Origin of the sequence: Acinetobacter parvus DSM 16617 = CIP 108168 (genome assembly GCF_000368025.1) — a bacterium.
GTDB classification, from domain to species: Bacteria; Pseudomonadota; Gammaproteobacteria; order Pseudomonadales; family Moraxellaceae; genus Acinetobacter; species Acinetobacter parvus.
The window spans coordinates 1,296,738-1,312,639 of the sequence record NZ_KB849212.1 but is presented as its reverse complement, the minus strand read 5'-3'; the positions used below and the strand labels follow the sequence as shown (position 1 = coordinate 1,312,639).

Below are 15,902 nucleotides of genomic sequence, written 5' to 3'. Positions count from 1 at the left end.
TGGTTATGGCAAAGAAAACAACCAAAAAGGCTAAAACTCAAGCTCATTTTTTGAGCCAAAATATTGGAAAGATTCTGCTCGCCCTAGTTGCAACGGGAAGTTTTGCCATCGCATTTGGCAGTGAAAAAATTGCCAAACTTCTTCCTGTCTCAGGCGGCAACAGTGGATGCCTAAAACAGTTCTACCGTGATGTGCCACCGATACTCAACAGGGAAAGCCTGAAAAAAGACAGTTATGCACTGTGCTTTAACGGCTTCAATGTGATGTATTCAGGTGTGTCCAAAACGCCGCTATGGTCAGCCGAATACCTGACACCTGAGCGTTTAAGCATTAAGATCAAGCGTGAAGACAATTTCCATGAGGAAACACGGGTGCAGCTTGCGCATCGTGCTTTGTTATCGGACTATCGTGGTTCTGGTTATGATCGTGGGCATATGGTACCCAACGGTGATATGAACAATACCGCAGCGCAGCAGGATAGCTTTTCTTTAGCCAATATGGTGCCACAAGCACCCAAGAATAATCAGGAAGTCTGGCGTAAATTAGAAGAAGCGGTACGTTCTATTGTGACTAAACAGCATAAAGATGCTTATGTTATTACGGGACCGATCTTTGAAGCGAAGCGTTTAAAAACCATTGGCAATGGCGTAATAGTCCCTACGGCTGTATACAAAGCCGTGTATTTACCCAAACAGGGCATTATTGGTGCGTATTATGCGCCGAATAATGATTCGCTACAGGTTAAAGTCGTGAGCGTGTGCTATCTAGAAGAAAAACTAGGGATTAATTTATTCCCGCAGCTTACAGAACAACAAAAGCGTAATATTTATCAATTACCGACATCAGCACAACAGGTTAAAGCCAATAAAGACATTAACTATGTCAAATGGGATGGGCAAAGTCAGTGTGCAGAAGAGGCAACAACAGAAAGTATTCAAGCTCAACAACAGCAATTTGCTTCAGGGCAATCACAGTCCACTGAAAGTAAGTTACCGCAAGTAGATGAAGAAACCAAACAGGCTTTAATCAAGCAATTGATTGAAGCATTGGTTCAGTTTTTTTTACAATTATTGCGATAATATCGCAGCTATCCTAAAGTGATTATGCTTAACTCAAATAGGGTAAAACAGAAAAGAACAATGAGAGGAAAAGATGTTTAAACCTTTTGAACAGGGCGATCAGTCTTCGGCAATTTACGATCTGACTTTGGAAAATCAAGTGGACTGTGTCAGTTTATATGGCAACTTACAAATTACCAAAGATCAAGCAGGTTTGAAAACAGCCAAAGCATTACAAAGTTTTATCAATGATGTGGTGGCAGCATTAGAAAAACAAAGCTTACCTGAACAGATTGAACGAAAGCTTGAGCGAGAAATTGAAAACCCATTTTTGTAAATGAAAACAGCCTTTTCAAAAGGCTGTTTTTTTATGGGAATGTGAGCTTAGCTTTTCTCGTTGCCGACCACTTTATAAATAAGCGCTCCAATGATTGCCCCAATAATAGGCGCAACCCAGAATAACCATAATTGGCTTAGTGCTGCAGTTTCAGCAAAAAGCGCCACCGCTGTACTACGTGCAGGGTTTACCGATGTATTGGTTACAGGGATGCTAATTAAGTGAATCAATGTTAATGCTAAACCGATAGCAATCGGTGCAAAACCAGCAGGCGCACGACGATCAGTTGATCCTAAAATCACAATCAGGAAAAATGCGGTCAGTACCACTTCAATTAAAAGAGCGGAGACCATAGAAAAATGGTTAGGTGATAAATCCCCATAGCCATTACTTGCAAAGCCGCCAGTACCAGCAAAGCCTGCTTGACCTTGCACAATAATGTAAAGTACTAAGGCTGCGATTGTTCCACCAATCACTTGAGAAATAATATAAGGTGCTAATTCTTTGGCTTCAAAGCGTCCACCAACCCATAAGCCTACACTGACAGCAGGGTTAAAGTGACCCCCTGAAATATGACCAAATGCATAAGCACCCGTTAAAACAGTTAGACCAAAAGCAAGTGCTACACCTAAGAAGCCGATCCCAAGCTCTGGAAATGCGGCGGCAAGCACAGCGCTACCACAACCACCAAAAACTAGCCAAAAGGTCCCCAGAAATTCTGCTAAATATTTGTTCATTGTTATCACCCGATTCGTTATAAAAATAAAAAAGTATGCATCCAAGAATTTATTATGGATATATTTAAGCTCTATGAATAAATGTGAATTAATTCACAAAACTGCATACGCTCTTTTATAAATGCTGTAAAAAAAATGATCTGTTGTGAAAGCGTTAGTTTGTCTCTAGTTTTATTAAGAATTGTAAGTTGTGTTGTTGTTTCGCCACTGCTGCGGGGTTTGATTGGTCCAAATTTTAAATGCACGTTGAAAAGCACTTTGTTCAGAATAGCAAAGTAGCAATGCGATTTCTTGTAGGCTCAGATGCGGATCTTTTAAGTATTCGGTTGCCAACATAAAGCGAATCTGTTGTACCCGTTCCTGAAAGGTGGTGTTTTGCTGTTGTAAGTGACGTTGTAATTGTCTTACCGATAACCCTAATTTTTCGGCAATAAAATCGATTTGATATTGGTTTTTCTGTAATCCTGTCAAAATGGCATGTTGCAGACGTTGATCAAGTTGAGTGGAATTTGGCAGCTTGTCCAATAATGCTTGGGCTTGTTGTAATAACAGTTGTTGTAAGGTGTGATCACCTGTTTTTAATGGTTTAAAGGCTTCAGTAACGGGTAGGAGTAGTTGGGTTTTTGGCTGATCAAATCGGACTTTACAGCGAAAATATTGCTCATAAACGCTGATATTCTTCGGTGCAACATTCACAAAATGGACTTCATGCAGATTGATGTTTTCACCTGACATAAATAACTTGAGGAATTGCACCATTAAGGCAATTGCAATTTCATCCGTTAACTGGGTTGGGTGGGGTTCTGGAGCTTCCCAACGGATTGAAGCATAAGGATGATTAAATTCCACCACCAAGGGACTGCCATCATAAATCAGACGATGAAAATCATGATAACGTGCCAATGCTTCACCCAAATTTTCACAAGAAAGTGCGAGGTAAGCAATAATCCCTAAATGTTTGGGTTGTACGTATTCTGCAATTTCTAAGCCCAAACCTGTCTTTGCGTGCAAGTGATTGAGGTCTTCAAGTAGGTCTCGCCAAATCACATAATCAAAGCGTTCCAGATTTTGAACTTGTTGTAATTGTTCAGGAACAGCAATATGTTGTGCTTCACAATAGGCTTTTAATAAATGCCCCAATCCCCCATAAACAGAGCCTGTATAGTTCTTGAGTTGAGACATCCTGTCTATCCTTATTCTGTCGTGTTTTGTCAATATAAATATATCGCATCGTCAATACTTCGCCTACAAAAATTTATATCTTTAATAAAAATAAGGAAACATTTGGAGAAAGCCATGTTAAAGGGTTTTATTGCGGGTTTGGCTGTTGCAAACGCATTTGAATGGTTTGCTCATAAATATCTATTACATGGGGTACACCGTAAAGGCAAGCCACGTTTCAGTCCAACGCCAAAACAGATGGAATCGCATTGGGCACATCACCGTGAAGTCCGTAAACAGGGCTTTTCTGATGACTGTTATGCTGAGGGGCTGGATAACTGGCGTACCCGTAACGAACTGATAGCACTGGCTGCGGTTGCAACCGTGTCGAGTGCGGCAGCCTATCCATTCTCCAAAGGGATGGCGCTGTCATTCTGGTATTGTGCAGGTAATTATTATTATGTGCATCGCCGTTCTCATTTAGAGCCAGAATGGGCAAAAAAACGTATTCCCTGGCATTATGATCATCACATGAACTCAAATCAGGATGCCAACTGGGGGGTTACCCGTCCGTGGTTTGACTACATCATGGGAACCCGTGTGGTGTCCTCGGCGGACCTGAAAGAGGCCAATCCTCTTGGGCTGCCATTGCCAGAGTCTATTTCCAAGGCTTTAGGCAACGCAATTGAATCGGTTTTTCCAGCAAAGTGGGTGGAGCACAAGCCAAAACTGGTGCAGCCTGTTGTAGTTGAGGAAGAACAAACAGAATCGGTGGCTTAACACCAGATTGACAACTGCTAAAGAGACGTTGCCATTTTGACATTTATAACTACAGGACAGGAGGGCTTGTCGTGAATTGTCAATAAAATGAGTTTTTAATGTCAATATTTTTGTTCATTTTATAGCTATTTTGATTCAAGCATTTGAAATGCACAGAATTTTCAAAATGACAAAATTCACGTTTACCCTCTAGCGTTGTATAAACGCAGTTTCCATACCTTGCTTAGGCAAGGTATTTTTTTGCCTACTCGTTTTGCAGGCTTAAACCTGTGAGCAGGTGACGTTCATCACTATCTTTAGATTTTAGTGAATATTGAAAACAGAAAAAACATGCAACTTGCAAAAGTAAAAATAACAGTCCAGAGTAAAGTATCATACTTATTTTTATTCTTTTAAAAATTAAGGCGTAACCCAAAACCCAGCTACGCCTATGATAGGGCTTACAAACGCATTTCAATGCCTTGTTCAGCCAGATATTGTTTGGCTTCTGGAATGGTGTGCTGACCAAAGTGGAAAATAGATGCTGCTAATACGGCATCCGCACCGCCTTTTAATATCCCATCCGCTAAATGCTGTAGGCTTCCAACACCACCTGAAGCAATGGTTGGAATGCTGACACGATCATTGATTTGACGCATTAAGGCGATGTCATAACCTGCTTTGGTTCCATCGGCATCCATACTGGTTACCAGCAGTTCGCCCGCACCGAAGTCCGCCATTTTGACAGCCCATTCAATCGCATCAATCCCAGTCGGTTTACGACCGCCGTGGGTAAAGATTTCCCACTTATTCTCACCTGTTTTTTTTGCATCAATGGCAACCACGATACATTGTGCGCCAAAACGCTGTGAGGCTTCCTGCACAAACTCAGGGGTAAACACCGCAGCCGAGTTGATGCTAACCTTGTCGGCACCTGCGTTCAGTAGTAAACGGATGTCCTCAACCTTACGCACGCCACCCCCCACAGTTAAAGGCACGAACACGCTTTCCGCCATCCGCTCCACCGTACGGTAGGTGGTGTCCCGTCCATGATGGGTAGCAGTAATATCTAAAAAGGTAATTTCATCGGCGCCTTGTTCATTATAGCGACGTGCAACCTCAACAGGGTCACCTGCGTCACGAATATCAAGGAATTGAACGCCTTTAACGACTCGGCCATTATCAACATCCAAGCAAGGGATAATACGTTTTGCGAGCATAAAATTTTCCAAAAAATCGCCAAGAGAGAAAGGAGACCGACTCTGGTGCTACACCTTCATGGAGGGAACGGGTATTCTATCAAAATCAGAGTGATATTTTGCAGGTTTTCCATGTCGGTTTATACCCCGTTGAGTTTAGAGGAAGTGCAGGCATTTGCCGAGCCTTATGGTTTGGCGGTGATTGACCTGATTCCAATCCAGGGCGGTATTCAAAACACCAACTTTTTTTTGGTGGATCATACACAGAAACAGTATGTTTTAACGGTTTTTGAAGAACTGGATGCCGAGGGAGCGGCTGAATTGGTGCCCGTGCTGGACTGTTTGGGGCAGGCAGGCGTACCTGTCGCGGTGCCGTTGAAACATCACGGTCAGGCTATCCATAGCATTGCAGGCAAACCTGCCCAGATTGCGCCACGCTTAATGGGTGAGCATCCTGAGCAGGCCAGCATTGAGCAGGTGCAGGCGATTGCGCAGGCGCAGGCCAAACTGCATCTGGCCTTGCAGGATTTTCCATTACAACGTGATTTTAATCGCAATCATGCCTATTGGTCAGAGGTTGCCAGCCAACTACGCTCCAAGATGCCCCTAGCAGACCAACAACTTTTAGATCAGGTATTTCAGCTATTTGAGGTGATTAGTCAGGAATATCCAGATCGGCCAACAGGCTTTATTCACTCAGATTTATTTCGGGATAACACCCTGTTTGAGGGCAGTCAACTCAACGGTATCCTCGATTTTTATGAGCTCAACCAAGATGAATGGCTGTTTGATATTGCCATTAGCATCAATGATTTCTGTACCAGTTATCCGCAGGCACATTTGGATATGGAAAAAGCAGAGACATTCCTCACCGCCTATCAACAAGTGCGCCCACTGACACAAGATGAGTTAGCTTGTTTAGATATTTTCTTAGCAATGGCGGCCTGCCGTTTTTGGTGTATGCGTTTGCAGGTCGCACAGAAGAATGCTGAGCAGGGGCGCACAGGGGAGGATATTTTGCAAAAAGACCCGATAGAAATGCGTATGATGCTACAAGACCGTTTACAACAAGTGTTAGGTTTAGGATAGGAATATGCGAGATCAAGGACGTTTGGTGGAATGGTTTGATGATAGGGGCTATGGATTTATACAACCCAATGATGCACATAAGCAGCGTGTGTTCCTGCACATCAAGGACTTTGCCCGTACAGGGCCACGCCCGATAGTGGGCTGTGCGCTGGAATATACCGTGATTCTGGATGAGCGGGGTCGTTATCGCGCTCAGCAAGCAACTTATTTAAAAGCATCACAGGTGCTTGAGCATCGGGCTGAACCAGCTCTGCCAAAACAGTCTAAAGCGTGGTCACCGATGCAGATTGGTATCATCATTTATATTGTATTTATGCTGGTTGCAGGTTTTAGCAAGTTGCTACCACCTTATACGCTACTGTTTGTCAGCCTGATGAATGTCCTGAGCTATTGGCTGTATGCACAGGATAAAGAAGCGGCACAATTGGGGAATCGACGTATTCCAGAGCAGACTTTGCATATCGTGGATTCTTTAGGTGGTTGGTGTGGAGGGTGGCTTGCACAACAAAAATTGCGACATAAAACACAAAAGCAACCATTCCGTAAGATTTATTTCTGTACCATAGCTTTTCATATACTGTTGATATGCTGGTTAATTTCGCCCCTTAATGTCTTTTATTGAGGGCGTTTCTGGAGATAAATAAAAATGAATTATTCCGTTGATCAAGACCCGAACCGTACTTTAACGCTGGTTCTTTATGTACTTTATATTATTGCGATTTTTTCTGGTGGTTTATTGGCGGTCATTGCGCTCATTATTAACTATGTCAAGCGTGGTGATGTGCGTGGCTCAATCTTTGAAAGCCACTTTACCTGGCAGATCCGTACATTCTGGTGGTATCTGGCCTGGAACATCATCGCCTTTATTCCATTCTTCTTCCTATTCTTTACAGGGGACAATGCCAATGCATTTGCTGGCGTTGCACTTTCAGGTACTGTATTTTGTGTACTGGTGATTTTTGCCGCGTGGGTCTGGATTGTTTATCGGGCAATTCGTGGTTTAATCGCACTGAATGATAATAAACCCATGTACCAATAAAATAGGATAAAGCATGATTATTGAGCATGTGCATTCGTGTATGTTAATGAAAAAGAAAGAGGCATCAGCAGCATAGAGCGCTTTTTAGCGCTCTTTTTGTTTAGGCTTGTTCCATTTTAACTCACTGACCAATACCCCGAGAACCACCATTAAACCTCCCAGCAAGGCCAGTAAAGGCAGTCGCTCACCCGCAATCCGCCCAAATAAGCCTGCCCAGACAGGTTCACCTGCATAGATGATCGCGGCACGGGTTGGATCAACCATTCGCTGTGCCCAGTTCATCACGAACTGAATCAGGGCACTGGCTAAACCTAGGATCACAGCAATCAGTAGCAGTGTCCATGAAAATTCAGGAATCTTGTGTTCACCCACCATCGGCATACTGGCAAAGGAGAGGATTGAGGCAACGGCAAGCTGAACCACCGTAACCCGCCTGAGATTGACCTTTCCAGCAAAATAACCAATCAAGATAATTTCCAGTGCAATCACAAAGGCGCAGATCAGGGTCAGCACCTGCCCGTAATTGAGGTGAATACCTGAGAAACCATTTCCCGTTAAAAATACCAGACCTGTAAATGCCAGTGCTGTGCCCACCCAGGTCATTAAACTGGGGCGTTTCTGGAAAATAACCCACATCAGGATGGGTACCAGTGGAACGTACAGGGCAGTAAGAAAGGCCGATTCACTGCTGAGAATGGTCTGTAGGGCAATGGTTTGTGTGCCATAACCAATTGCGATGACCACACCAATTGCGGTGCCTGCCAGTGTTTCCTTTAGGGTTAACCCGCGAATGGAATTGATTGAGATCAGTAGGATGGCCAAGGCCGCGACAGCAAAACGACAGCCGACAAAAAACATCGGGCTACTAAAATTCAGGGCGTATTGCACTGCCAGAAATGTGCTGCCCCAGATCATGGTAATAAAAATAAGCGCAAACTGGGCAGCTCTGGGAGAGGAGGCGAGATGGGTTGGCATGGTGTAAAAACAGTAAAAATCAACTTTATATTGTGTATAAACTGATAGCGTCTATGCAAGAGAAATCATCTGTTCCAGTATGGATCAGGCAATTTATTCAACTCACAAATAAAAAAAGAGCCTGACCGCTCTTCTTTTAGTGCTTTGTTTAGAGGCGATCTTCATCCAGTAATAACTGAGCCTCACGCAGATTCAAGGTACCCTCATAAATTGCACGGCCTGTAATTGCGCCTAAAATACCTTTCTGGCCTTTCAGGTTGCGGACATCATCAAGGTTGGTCACGCCGCCTGAAGCAATCACAGGTAGGCCTGAGTATTCCGCTAAACTCACGGTTTGCTCGACATTTACGCCCTGCATCATGCCATCGCGTGCGATGTCGGTATACACGATGCTGGAAACGCCTGCATCAGCGAAACGCCTGGCCAGATCAGTTGCCTTGACATCGGTTACATTTGCCCAGCCATCGGTTGCGACCATACCATTGATGGCATCAATACCAACAATGATATGACCTGCAAAGCGTTTGCATGCCTCTTCCACAAACTCAGGCTCTTTCACCGCTTTGGTGCCAATAATCACAAATGACACGCCAGCCTCTAAATAATGCTCGATGGTTTCAAGGGAGCGGATACCGCCACCGATCTGGATTGGAAGCTCAGGCTGTGCGCGGGCAATCGCCTCAACCACAGGTTTATGAATTGGCGTACCTGCGAAAGCACCATTCAAATCCACTAAATGTAAACGACGTGCGCCTTCATCCACCCAGTGTTGTGCAGTTGCGACAGGATCATCAGAGAAAACGGTATCGTCTTCCATACGTCCTTGTTTTAAACGAACACATTTACCATCTTTCAGGTCAATTGCAGGGATGATTAGCATGCTTTCGCTCCTAGCGTCATCATAAAGTTTAAATTGGCTACATATTAGCAAAGTATTGGGCGATCTCTAAGTCTTGGATACTGAATCATCCAGTATTCTATTAACTTGTTGCTGGAGTTGTGGGCTGAGTAACTGCTGTGTATAAAGATGGCCAAAGATCAGCAGGGCTGCATAGGCATCTGCCGCCGCATAGGGGATTTGTTTGTTGCTACATTTCCATTTTCATTGAAACTTGATTGATGGGTGAAGCTTAAACACTTTTGCACATATGAAAAAGCCAAGTGAGAAAACTTGGCTTTTTGACCATGTAACGTGATTTATTCAACACATTGTTGCTGTTCCATTGATATTTGATTTAACTTAAATTTTCCATTCCACAAAGTTTTTTAACAGCTGCAAACCAGCGGTATGACTTTTCTCTGGATGGAACTGGGTTGCGAACATATTGTCCTTATGAATGGCGGTACAGAAGTTCACGCCATAATCACAGGTTGCCGCCGTTATCGCTGAATCTTTTGGCTCAACATAATAGCTATGCACAAAATAGAAACGTGCGTCCTGCTCAATGTTGTTCCACATCGGATGATCTGGATCAAGCTGGTGAACCTGATTCCAGCCCATGTGTGGTACTTTTAAATGTGGAATTTCAGGGAAGTGTTTCACTACACCATCAAAAATACCGAGTGCATCCACGCCACCATTTTCTTCCGAACTTTGCAGTAGGGCTTGCATGCCAACACAAATCGCAAGAACAGGTTTATTGAAAGCTGCCTGACGCACCACCTCATCAATGCCTGCCTCATGCATACCCTGCATACAGTCACGCATTGCACCAACACCTGGAAAAACAATCTTATCCGCTTTGGCAATCAGCTTTGCATCATTGGTGACATCAACCGTTGCACCCACATGCTCCAGCGCTTTTGCCGCAGAGTGCAGGTTGCCCATACCATAGTCAAGTAATGCAATGCGAGTCATTACAGACTCCCTTTGGTAGATGCAATGGTATTTTCGGCACGTGGATCGATTTCACAGGCCATACGCAATGCGCGAGCCAATGCCTTAAACACACTTTCGATCTGGTGATGGCTATTCTTACCCTTTAGATTGTCGATATGCAGGGTCATTAACGCATGGTTGACAAAACCTTGGAAAAACTCAGAGAACAAATCGACATCAAACGTGCCGATACGAGCGCGAGTGAATGGAATATCCATAAATAAACCTGGACGACCAGATAGATCAACAACAACACGAGACAGTGCCTCATCGAGTGGCGCATAAAAATGCCCATAACGACGCAAGCCCTTTTTATCACCTAAAGCTTGCGCAAAGGCTTGTCCCAGCGTGATTCCACAGTCTTCTACGGTGTGGTGATCATCAATTTCAAGGTCACCATCGCAATGAATGTCGATATCAAATAGACCATGGCGCTTGATTTGATCAATCATATGGTCTAAAAATGGAACTCCAGTGTTGAGGGTGCCTTGACCAGTACCATCGAGATTGAGACGAACTCGAATTTTGGTTTCGTTGGTATTTCTTACCACTTCACTGATACGTTGCGTCATGGACACGTTCCTCAAAAAACGTCAAAAATGATTGAATTAAAAACCGATAGTTTCGCTGTCACGAAAAAGTGACAGCATCATAGTTTGCTCAGGAGGGTTAATCAATGCCTATTACCGTACATGCTTACCGTTCTCTAGATAATCTAGGGATTCGTACCCAGCTAGAGCGACTTTATGACACCAGCCCAGAGTTTGGTGATGGGCAAGATGCCATGCAGCAACTTGAACAAGACCTGCAACAATATACCACAGTTTACACCGCTGAATTTAACAGCAAAATTATAGGCGCAATTTGGTCAACAGGACAAGGCGAAAGTCGAGTACTAGAATATGTTGTAGTTCACCCTGCCAATCGTGGACGCGGCGTGGCGGAGCGTCTGGTTGAGGAGGTTTGCCGCATTGAAGAGGAGCAGGGCGTGAAGCAGTTTGAGCCAGGCTGTGGCGCGATTCACCGTTGCCTGTCGCATCTAGGCAAGATCTAGCTGAAAATAGATTCCTGTTCAGTATTGTAGCAAAATTAAACAGTTAATAGAAAAATCCACAAATTGACTTGACGGATTTTGACAAACATTGTTTAATATGCCCACTTTGGCGCGATAGCTCAGTCGGTAGAGCAACGGATTGAAAATCCGTGTGTCCCCAGTTCGATCCTGGGTCCCGCCACCATGAATTTGAAATTTCAATCCCTGATCCCATCAGGGATTTTTTTTGCCTGGGGTTTTTGTGTGAAAAATCGTCATTTAAAACAAAAGCTCAGGATAGTTATTGACTATTTGCCTGATATGCGGCTTAATACACGCCATTGGCGCGATAGCTCAGTCGGTAGAGCAACGGATTGAAAATCCGTGTGTCCCCAGTTCGATCCTGGGTCCCGCCACCATATTCAAAAAGCCCCAAACAAAAGTTTGGGGCTTTTTTTATAATCTAAGAGTGACAATAAAAAGCCAGCTTTCAAGCTGGCAATTATTCTATTGACTTAATGATAAATTAAGCCGATTTAGCAACCTCAATATTGCTAACCAGCATATGGCCTGTTTCTTCAAAGTTTGCATGCCAGGACAGGGCTTCACGAAGCAGGTGAGGTGTATGTCCACCACGTTCACAGGCACGCTCAAAATAGTCCTGAAGTGCGTTACGGTAAAGCGGATGTACACAATTCTCAATGATCACTTTGGCACGTTCACGAGGTGCCAGACCACGTAAATCTGCTAAACCAATTTCAGTGACCAAAATATCAACATCATGCTCATTGTGGTCAACATGGCTGACCATTGGCACGATAGATGAAATATCACCGCCCTTGGCAATCGACTTGGTCACGAAGATGGCCAGATGCGCATTACGGGCAAAGTCACCTGAACCGCCGATCCCATTCATCATTTTAGTGCCGCAAACGTGTGTTGAGTTCACATTGCCGTAGATATCAAACTCAAGTGCGGTATTGATACCAATGATGCCTAAACGGCGCACCAGTTCAGGGTGGTTGGACATTTCCTGTGTACGCAATACCAGCTTGTCACGGTAGGCCTCAATATTGCCAAACACCTTTTCGCCATATTTCTGTGACAGGGTGATGGAGCAGCCTGATGCAAATTTCATTTTGCCAGCATCAATCAATTCAAAAGTACAGTCCTGCAATACTTCTGAGTACATCACCAGATCTTCAAAAGGAGAATCTTTTAAACCTGTCAGGACTGCATTGGCAATTGAACCAATGCCTGCCTGTAAAGGCCCCAAGTTTTTCGGTAAACGACCCTCAGCCACTTCCTTTTCAAAAAAGGCGATCAGGTGATTGGCAATTCCTTGAGTCTCGTCATCTGGTGGCGTGACGGTTGATGGCGAATCCAGCAGGGTGTCATTGAAGACAATACCGACAATTTTGGCAGGGTCGATATTGATGGCTGTGCTTCCCATCCGCTCATCCACGCTGGTCAATGGAATGGGCTGGCGTGTTGGGCGATAGGTCGGAATGTAGATGTCATGCAAGCCTTCAAAGGCGGTACTGGTGTTGGTATTGATTTCAACAATAACTTTTTCAGCAAAAATCGCAAAGCTGGCTGAGTTGCCAACCGATGTGGTTGGAATGATGCCACCGTCTTCAGTAATCGCCACAGCCTCAATCACCGCAATATCTGGTTTTTTCAGTTGCAGGTTACGCATGTGCTCTACAGTTTCGGACAGATGCTGGTCAACAAACATCACTTCGCCGTTGTTGATGGCACGGCGTAGGGTGTTGTCCACTTGGAATGGCATGCGACGTGCCAATACACCTGCCTCAGTGAGCTGTTTATCGAGGTCGTTACCTAGACTTGCACCTGTAATTAACGTGATTTTTAACGGATTTTTCTTGGCGCGTTCAGCAAGTGCCTGAGGAACGGCTTTCGCTTCGCCTGCACGGGTAAAACCACTCATACCCACGGTCATGTCATTTTCAATAAAGCTGGCAGCCTGCTCAGCACTCATCACTTTGTCATGCAGTGAGGCAAGGCGAATACGATCTAGAGACATCATCCATTCTCAATTTTGATTTTCATTGGATATGGATTTTAGCGATAAAACTGGAAAAGTGAATTGAACTACGGCTAAGGTCTAATAGGTGAAATGGAGGATAATTTTATTGCTAAAAAGCAAGGTGTATTGGCGGTCATGCCGATGTATAGAAATGACCGCTCAGGGTTTGCTTGATCTTGTCGATGGTGTTGCTATGTGATTCATCTTCAGGTGTGGGAATAGGCAGGGAAATCACCACTTCCAGACCGCCTTGCTCTCGGTTGTGGATGTTGATCTGTCCCTGATGGATGTCCACAATACGTTTCACAATGGCAAGGCCCAGGCCACTTCCCTGAATGGTACGCGCGGAATTGCCACGTACAAAAGGTTGCATCAGTTCCTCCACCTGATCGGGCGGGATGCCTTCACCATGATCTGCAACAGTAATTAAAATATACTGGTCGACATGACTGGCAGACAGTTCGATGGGTTCTGCCCCGTAACGCTTGGCATTATTGATCAGGTTGGCAATCAGGCGCTTGAGTGACAGGCTGCGTGCAGGAATCACGGGAAGTTCCTGTGCCTCAAAACGGATGTCCAGCGGCTTGAACTGCACCACCAGTTCTTGCAGCAGGCTGTTGATATTGGTATCTGTCAGTTCCTCATCTGAACCATCGCGCATATAGGAAATAAACTGATTCAGTATGGCATCCATATCATCCACATCATAAATCAGCCCCTCACGGAAAAATTCATCAGGCAGCATTTCGGCGGTGAGGCGGATACGCGTCAGTGGCGTGCGTAAGTCGTGTGAAATACCTGCCAACATGATTTGGCGATCGCGTTCGGTTTGTTCAAGTGTATACACCATGTGGTTAAAGGCCTGATTGACCTGACGGATTTCCAGTGGCCCGTGGTTGGTGTCCAGATAGGGAGCTTTGCCTGTTTTACTGTAATTGTTGGCGGCATTTTGTAGACGGCGCAGGGGACGGTTCATCTGCCGTACCAGAATCAGGATAATAATGGAGGACAGGATCGGCACACCAAATAGCCATGATGCAATCAGTTCAACACTGTAGTTGGTGTAGGTCTTGAGGGGTTCCCTGACCCAGTTGCCATTCATTTCAGGCGTTTGAATCCAGATACGTGGAATCGGCTTGAATTTAAAATAAACGGTAACGTTATCTACCCCCAATTCTTTGGCAAGCTTTTCCTCAATCTGGTCGGTGAAGAACTCGGCCAGAAACTTATCTTCCAGTACTGGAAACTCCCGTGGATCGGTGACATATTCAATCCCAATACGGTTTTTTAGCCATGTGTCGATATCGACTTCGGTATCGCGGTGTAGGATGCGAATGTCAGGATTGTTGACCAGTTCCAGCTCAATGGCGAGATAACGCGCATGTTGTTGCAGTTCAGGAAGATAGAGGGTTCGCCAAAAGAACCACAAGGACATAAACAGGCTAAAGAATACCGTAAACAGTACCAGTACGGTGGTACGCATTGCGGCAGACCGTGGCTTGATCTTGTCTAAAAAACGTTCCCACTGGGTTCGTGGCTTTTCAGAGTAGGTCTCAAAGTCGGTAAATTCTTGTGGATCAATCGGTTCAAGCTTCAAGGTTGAGTTTCCCGCACTTACTCAGCACCATCTGGAACAAAAACATAGCCTACACCCCAAACGGTCTGGATGTAGCGGGCACGGGCAGGATTGTCCTCAATTAAACGACGTAAACGGGAAACCTGCACGTCAATCGAGCGTTCCATTGCCCCCCATTCACGGCCACGGGCAAGGTTCATCAGCTTGTCACGGGTCAATGGCTCACGGGGATGCTGAACCAGCGCTTTCAATACCGCGAACTCGCCTGTGGTCAGGGTCACCACCTGTCCCTCGCGGGTGAGGGTGCGGGTAGACAGGTCCAGCGCCCACGGTCCAAAGCTCACCACTTCAACCTGCTGGCTTGGTGCGCCTGGCACCTCGCGAACCTGACGGCGCAGTACCGCACGGATACGGGCCAACAGTTCATTCGGGTTGAATGGCTTTGGCAGATAGTCATCTGCACCTGCTTCCAGACCTGCAATACGGTCAGAGTCACTGCCACGTGCGGTCAGCATGATGATTGGGGTGTCGATATTAGATTGACGTAAACGACGGCAAATACTTAAACCATCTTCAACAGGCAACATAAAATCTAAAACGATAAGCGAAAATAATTCACGTTGTAGTAAACGATCCATCTGCGTTGCATCATGCGCGGTTTTTACCACAAAGCCCTTGTCTTCAAGAAAACGTTGTAACAGTGTACGCAAGCGCACATCATCATCGACGACTAGGATGCGTTCGACCCGATCGGTTTCATGGTGTACGGTTTCCGTTGATTCGGCAGGTACAACTAAACTCATGATGTGCTCCTTTTATCGTTTATTGTCATCGTCTTTATGCAATGCGATTGTGAAATGTCAATAGACCCTGAAGTATACGATTCATTGCACAGTTTTGGCTATGTTATAAAGCAACAAATATTGCCAATAAAATCAAGAGATAGATACCAAATATATACAGGCAAAATGATGACAATCAACCTATTTTTTAATATTTAGCCTAAAAAA

General features: G+C 44.8%; 17 protein-coding genes, 2 tRNA genes and 1 pseudogene. 9 read left to right on the top strand and 11 right to left on the bottom strand.

Annotated features, from left to right (window positions below):
* Window positions 1–5: 5 nt before the first annotated feature.
* Window positions 6–1,079, top strand: coding sequence for a DNA/RNA non-specific endonuclease (locus F988_RS12950; protein ID WP_004683485.1), 1,074 nt, complete (start codon window positions 6–8; stop codon window positions 1,077–1,079).
* A gap of 73 nt (window positions 1,080–1,152) precedes the next feature.
* Window positions 1,153–1,395, top strand: coding sequence for a hypothetical protein (locus F988_RS12945; RefSeq protein WP_004683484.1), 243 nt, complete (start codon window positions 1,153–1,155; stop codon window positions 1,393–1,395).
* A 47-nt stretch (window positions 1,396–1,442) separates the two neighbouring features.
* On the opposite strand, the gene aqpZ is transcribed toward F988_RS12945, so the two are convergent.
* Entirely contained in the window at window positions 1,443–2,132 is a 690-nt protein-coding gene (gene aqpZ, locus F988_RS12940) for an aquaporin Z (protein WP_004683483.1), read from the bottom strand.
* 174 nt (window positions 2,133–2,306) lie between these two features.
* Window positions 2,307–3,314, bottom strand: a complete 1,008-nt coding sequence (locus F988_RS12935) for an AraC family transcriptional regulator (protein ID WP_004683482.1) — start codon at window positions 3,312–3,314, stop codon at window positions 2,307–2,309.
* Window positions 3,315–3,428: 114 nt separating this feature from the next.
* On the opposite strand from F988_RS12935, the gene F988_RS12930 reads away from it, so the two are divergent.
* Window positions 3,429–4,073, top strand: coding sequence for a sterol desaturase family protein (locus tag F988_RS12930; protein WP_004683481.1), 645 nt, complete (start codon window positions 3,429–3,431; stop codon window positions 4,071–4,073).
* Between the two features lie 440 nt (window positions 4,074–4,513).
* Here F988_RS12930 and hisF read toward each other — a convergent pair whose 3' ends face one another.
* Window positions 4,514–5,272 (bottom strand): imidazole glycerol phosphate synthase subunit HisF, encoded by a 759-nt coding sequence (gene hisF, locus F988_RS12925; protein ID WP_004678871.1) that lies wholly within the window; start codon window positions 5,270–5,272, stop codon window positions 4,514–4,516.
* Between the two features lie 111 nt (window positions 5,273–5,383).
* Here hisF and F988_RS12920 point away from each other — a divergent pair, with 111 nt between their 5' ends.
* Genes F988_RS12920 through F988_RS12910 form a run of 3 tightly spaced genes read left to right on the top strand, consistent with a single transcriptional unit; the run spans window position 5,384 to window position 7,379 of the window.
* The gene (locus tag F988_RS12920; RefSeq protein ID WP_004683479.1) at window positions 5,384–6,340 is read left to right on the top strand and encodes a homoserine kinase; all 957 of its coding nucleotides are present in this window, start codon (window positions 5,384–5,386) and stop codon (window positions 6,338–6,340) included.
* Window positions 6,341–6,344: 4 nt separating this feature from the next.
* Window positions 6,345–6,962, top strand: a complete 618-nt coding sequence (locus F988_RS12915) for a DUF1294 domain-containing protein (protein WP_004683477.1) — start codon at window positions 6,345–6,347, stop codon at window positions 6,960–6,962.
* Window positions 6,963–6,986: 24 nt separating this feature from the next.
* Window positions 6,987–7,379 (top strand): DUF4870 family protein, encoded by a 393-nt coding sequence (locus F988_RS12910; protein WP_004683474.1) that lies wholly within the window; start codon window positions 6,987–6,989, stop codon window positions 7,377–7,379.
* Between the two features lie 84 nt (window positions 7,380–7,463).
* Here F988_RS12910 and F988_RS12905 read toward each other — a convergent pair whose 3' ends face one another.
* The 5 genes and pseudogenes from F988_RS12905 to hisB all read right to left on the bottom strand — a co-directional run bounded on the left by F988_RS12905 (window position 7,464) and on the right by hisB (window position 10,805).
* Complete coding sequence (locus F988_RS12905) at window positions 7,464–8,354, bottom strand: DMT family transporter (protein ID WP_004683472.1); 891 nt, start codon at window positions 8,352–8,354, stop codon at window positions 7,464–7,466.
* Between the two features lie 148 nt (window positions 8,355–8,502).
* Window positions 8,503–9,234, bottom strand: a complete 732-nt coding sequence (gene hisA, locus F988_RS12900; RefSeq protein ID WP_004683470.1) for a 1-(5-phosphoribosyl)-5-[(5-phosphoribosylamino)methylideneamino]imidazole-4-carboxamide isomerase — start codon at window positions 9,232–9,234, stop codon at window positions 8,503–8,505.
* 66 nt (window positions 9,235–9,300) lie between these two features.
* A pseudogene (locus tag F988_RS15630) lies at window positions 9,301–9,444 on the bottom strand (3'-5' exonuclease domain-containing protein 2); the annotation flags it as partial.
* Window positions 9,445–9,594: 150 nt separating this feature from the next.
* Window positions 9,595–10,212 (bottom strand): imidazole glycerol phosphate synthase subunit HisH, encoded by a 618-nt coding sequence (gene hisH / locus F988_RS12895; RefSeq protein ID WP_004683469.1) that lies wholly within the window; start codon window positions 10,210–10,212, stop codon window positions 9,595–9,597.
* Window positions 10,212–10,805, bottom strand: coding sequence for an imidazoleglycerol-phosphate dehydratase HisB (gene hisB / locus F988_RS12890; RefSeq protein ID WP_000194096.1), 594 nt, complete (start codon window positions 10,803–10,805; stop codon window positions 10,212–10,214). Before hisB ends, hisH begins: the two co-directional genes overlap by 1 nt.
* A 104-nt stretch (window positions 10,806–10,909) precedes the next feature.
* On the opposite strand from hisB, the gene F988_RS12885 reads away from it, so the two are divergent.
* The 3 genes from F988_RS12885 (at window position 10,910) to F988_RS12875 (ending at window position 11,685) form a co-directional block, all read left to right on the top strand.
* Window positions 10,910–11,287 (top strand): GNAT family N-acetyltransferase, encoded by a 378-nt coding sequence (locus F988_RS12885; RefSeq protein WP_004683467.1) that lies wholly within the window; start codon window positions 10,910–10,912, stop codon window positions 11,285–11,287.
* Window positions 11,288–11,395: 108 nt separating this feature from the next.
* Window positions 11,396–11,471, top strand: a tRNA-Phe gene (locus F988_RS12880).
* Window positions 11,472–11,609: 138 nt separating this feature from the next.
* Window positions 11,610–11,685 (top strand) — tRNA-Phe (locus F988_RS12875).
* A gap of 107 nt (window positions 11,686–11,792) precedes the next feature.
* On the opposite strand, the gene F988_RS12870 is transcribed toward F988_RS12875, so the two are convergent.
* The 3 genes from F988_RS12870 to ompR all read right to left on the bottom strand — a co-directional run bounded on the left by F988_RS12870 (window position 11,793) and on the right by ompR (window position 15,695).
* Complete coding sequence (locus F988_RS12870; protein ID WP_004683465.1) at window positions 11,793–13,313, bottom strand: acetyl-CoA hydrolase/transferase family protein; 1,521 nt, start codon at window positions 13,311–13,313, stop codon at window positions 11,793–11,795.
* Between the two features lie 136 nt (window positions 13,314–13,449).
* Window positions 13,450–14,913 (bottom strand): ATP-binding protein, encoded by a 1,464-nt coding sequence (locus F988_RS12865; protein ID WP_004683464.1) that lies wholly within the window; start codon window positions 14,911–14,913, stop codon window positions 13,450–13,452.
* 17 nt (window positions 14,914–14,930) lie between these two features.
* Complete coding sequence (ompR, locus tag F988_RS12860; RefSeq protein WP_004678831.1) at window positions 14,931–15,695, bottom strand: osmolarity response regulator transcription factor OmpR; 765 nt, start codon at window positions 15,693–15,695, stop codon at window positions 14,931–14,933.
* Window positions 15,696–15,902 lie beyond the last annotated feature (207 nt).

Coding starts and splice junctions, on each gene's coding strand:
- F988_RS12950 (WP_004683485.1), top strand. CDS start 6: ATGGCAAAGAAAACAACCAAAAAGGCTAAAACTCAAGCTCATTTTTTG.
- F988_RS12945 (WP_004683484.1), top strand. CDS start 1,153: ATGTTTAAACCTTTTGAACAGGGCGATCAGTCTTCGGCAATTTACGAT.
- aqpZ (WP_004683483.1), bottom strand. CDS start 2,132: ATGAACAAATATTTAGCAGAATTTCTGGGGACCTTTTGGCTAGTTTTT.
- F988_RS12935 (WP_004683482.1), bottom strand. CDS start 3,314: ATGTCTCAACTCAAGAACTATACAGGCTCTGTTTATGGGGGATTGGGG.
- F988_RS12930 (WP_004683481.1), top strand. CDS start 3,429: ATGTTAAAGGGTTTTATTGCGGGTTTGGCTGTTGCAAACGCATTTGAA.
- hisF (WP_004678871.1), bottom strand. CDS start 5,272: ATGCTCGCAAAACGTATTATCCCTTGCTTGGATGTTGATAATGGCCGA.
- F988_RS12920 (WP_004683479.1), top strand. CDS start 5,384: ATGTCGGTTTATACCCCGTTGAGTTTAGAGGAAGTGCAGGCATTTGCC.
- F988_RS12915 (WP_004683477.1), top strand. CDS start 6,345: ATGCGAGATCAAGGACGTTTGGTGGAATGGTTTGATGATAGGGGCTAT.
- F988_RS12910 (WP_004683474.1), top strand. CDS start 6,987: ATGAATTATTCCGTTGATCAAGACCCGAACCGTACTTTAACGCTGGTT.
- F988_RS12905 (WP_004683472.1), bottom strand. CDS start 8,354: ATGCCAACCCATCTCGCCTCCTCTCCCAGAGCTGCCCAGTTTGCGCTT.
- hisA (WP_004683470.1), bottom strand. CDS start 9,234: ATGCTAATCATCCCTGCAATTGACCTGAAAGATGGTAAATGTGTTCGT.
- hisH (WP_004683469.1), bottom strand. CDS start 10,212: ATGACTCGCATTGCATTACTTGACTATGGTATGGGCAACCTGCACTCT.
- hisB (WP_000194096.1), bottom strand. CDS start 10,805: ATGACGCAACGTATCAGTGAAGTGGTAAGAAATACCAACGAAACCAAA.
- F988_RS12885 (WP_004683467.1), top strand. CDS start 10,910: ATGCCTATTACCGTACATGCTTACCGTTCTCTAGATAATCTAGGGATT.
- F988_RS12870 (WP_004683465.1), bottom strand. CDS start 13,313: ATGTCTCTAGATCGTATTCGCCTTGCCTCACTGCATGACAAAGTGATG.
- ompR (WP_004678831.1), bottom strand. CDS start 15,695: ATGAGTTTAGTTGTACCTGCCGAATCAACGGAAACCGTACACCATGAA.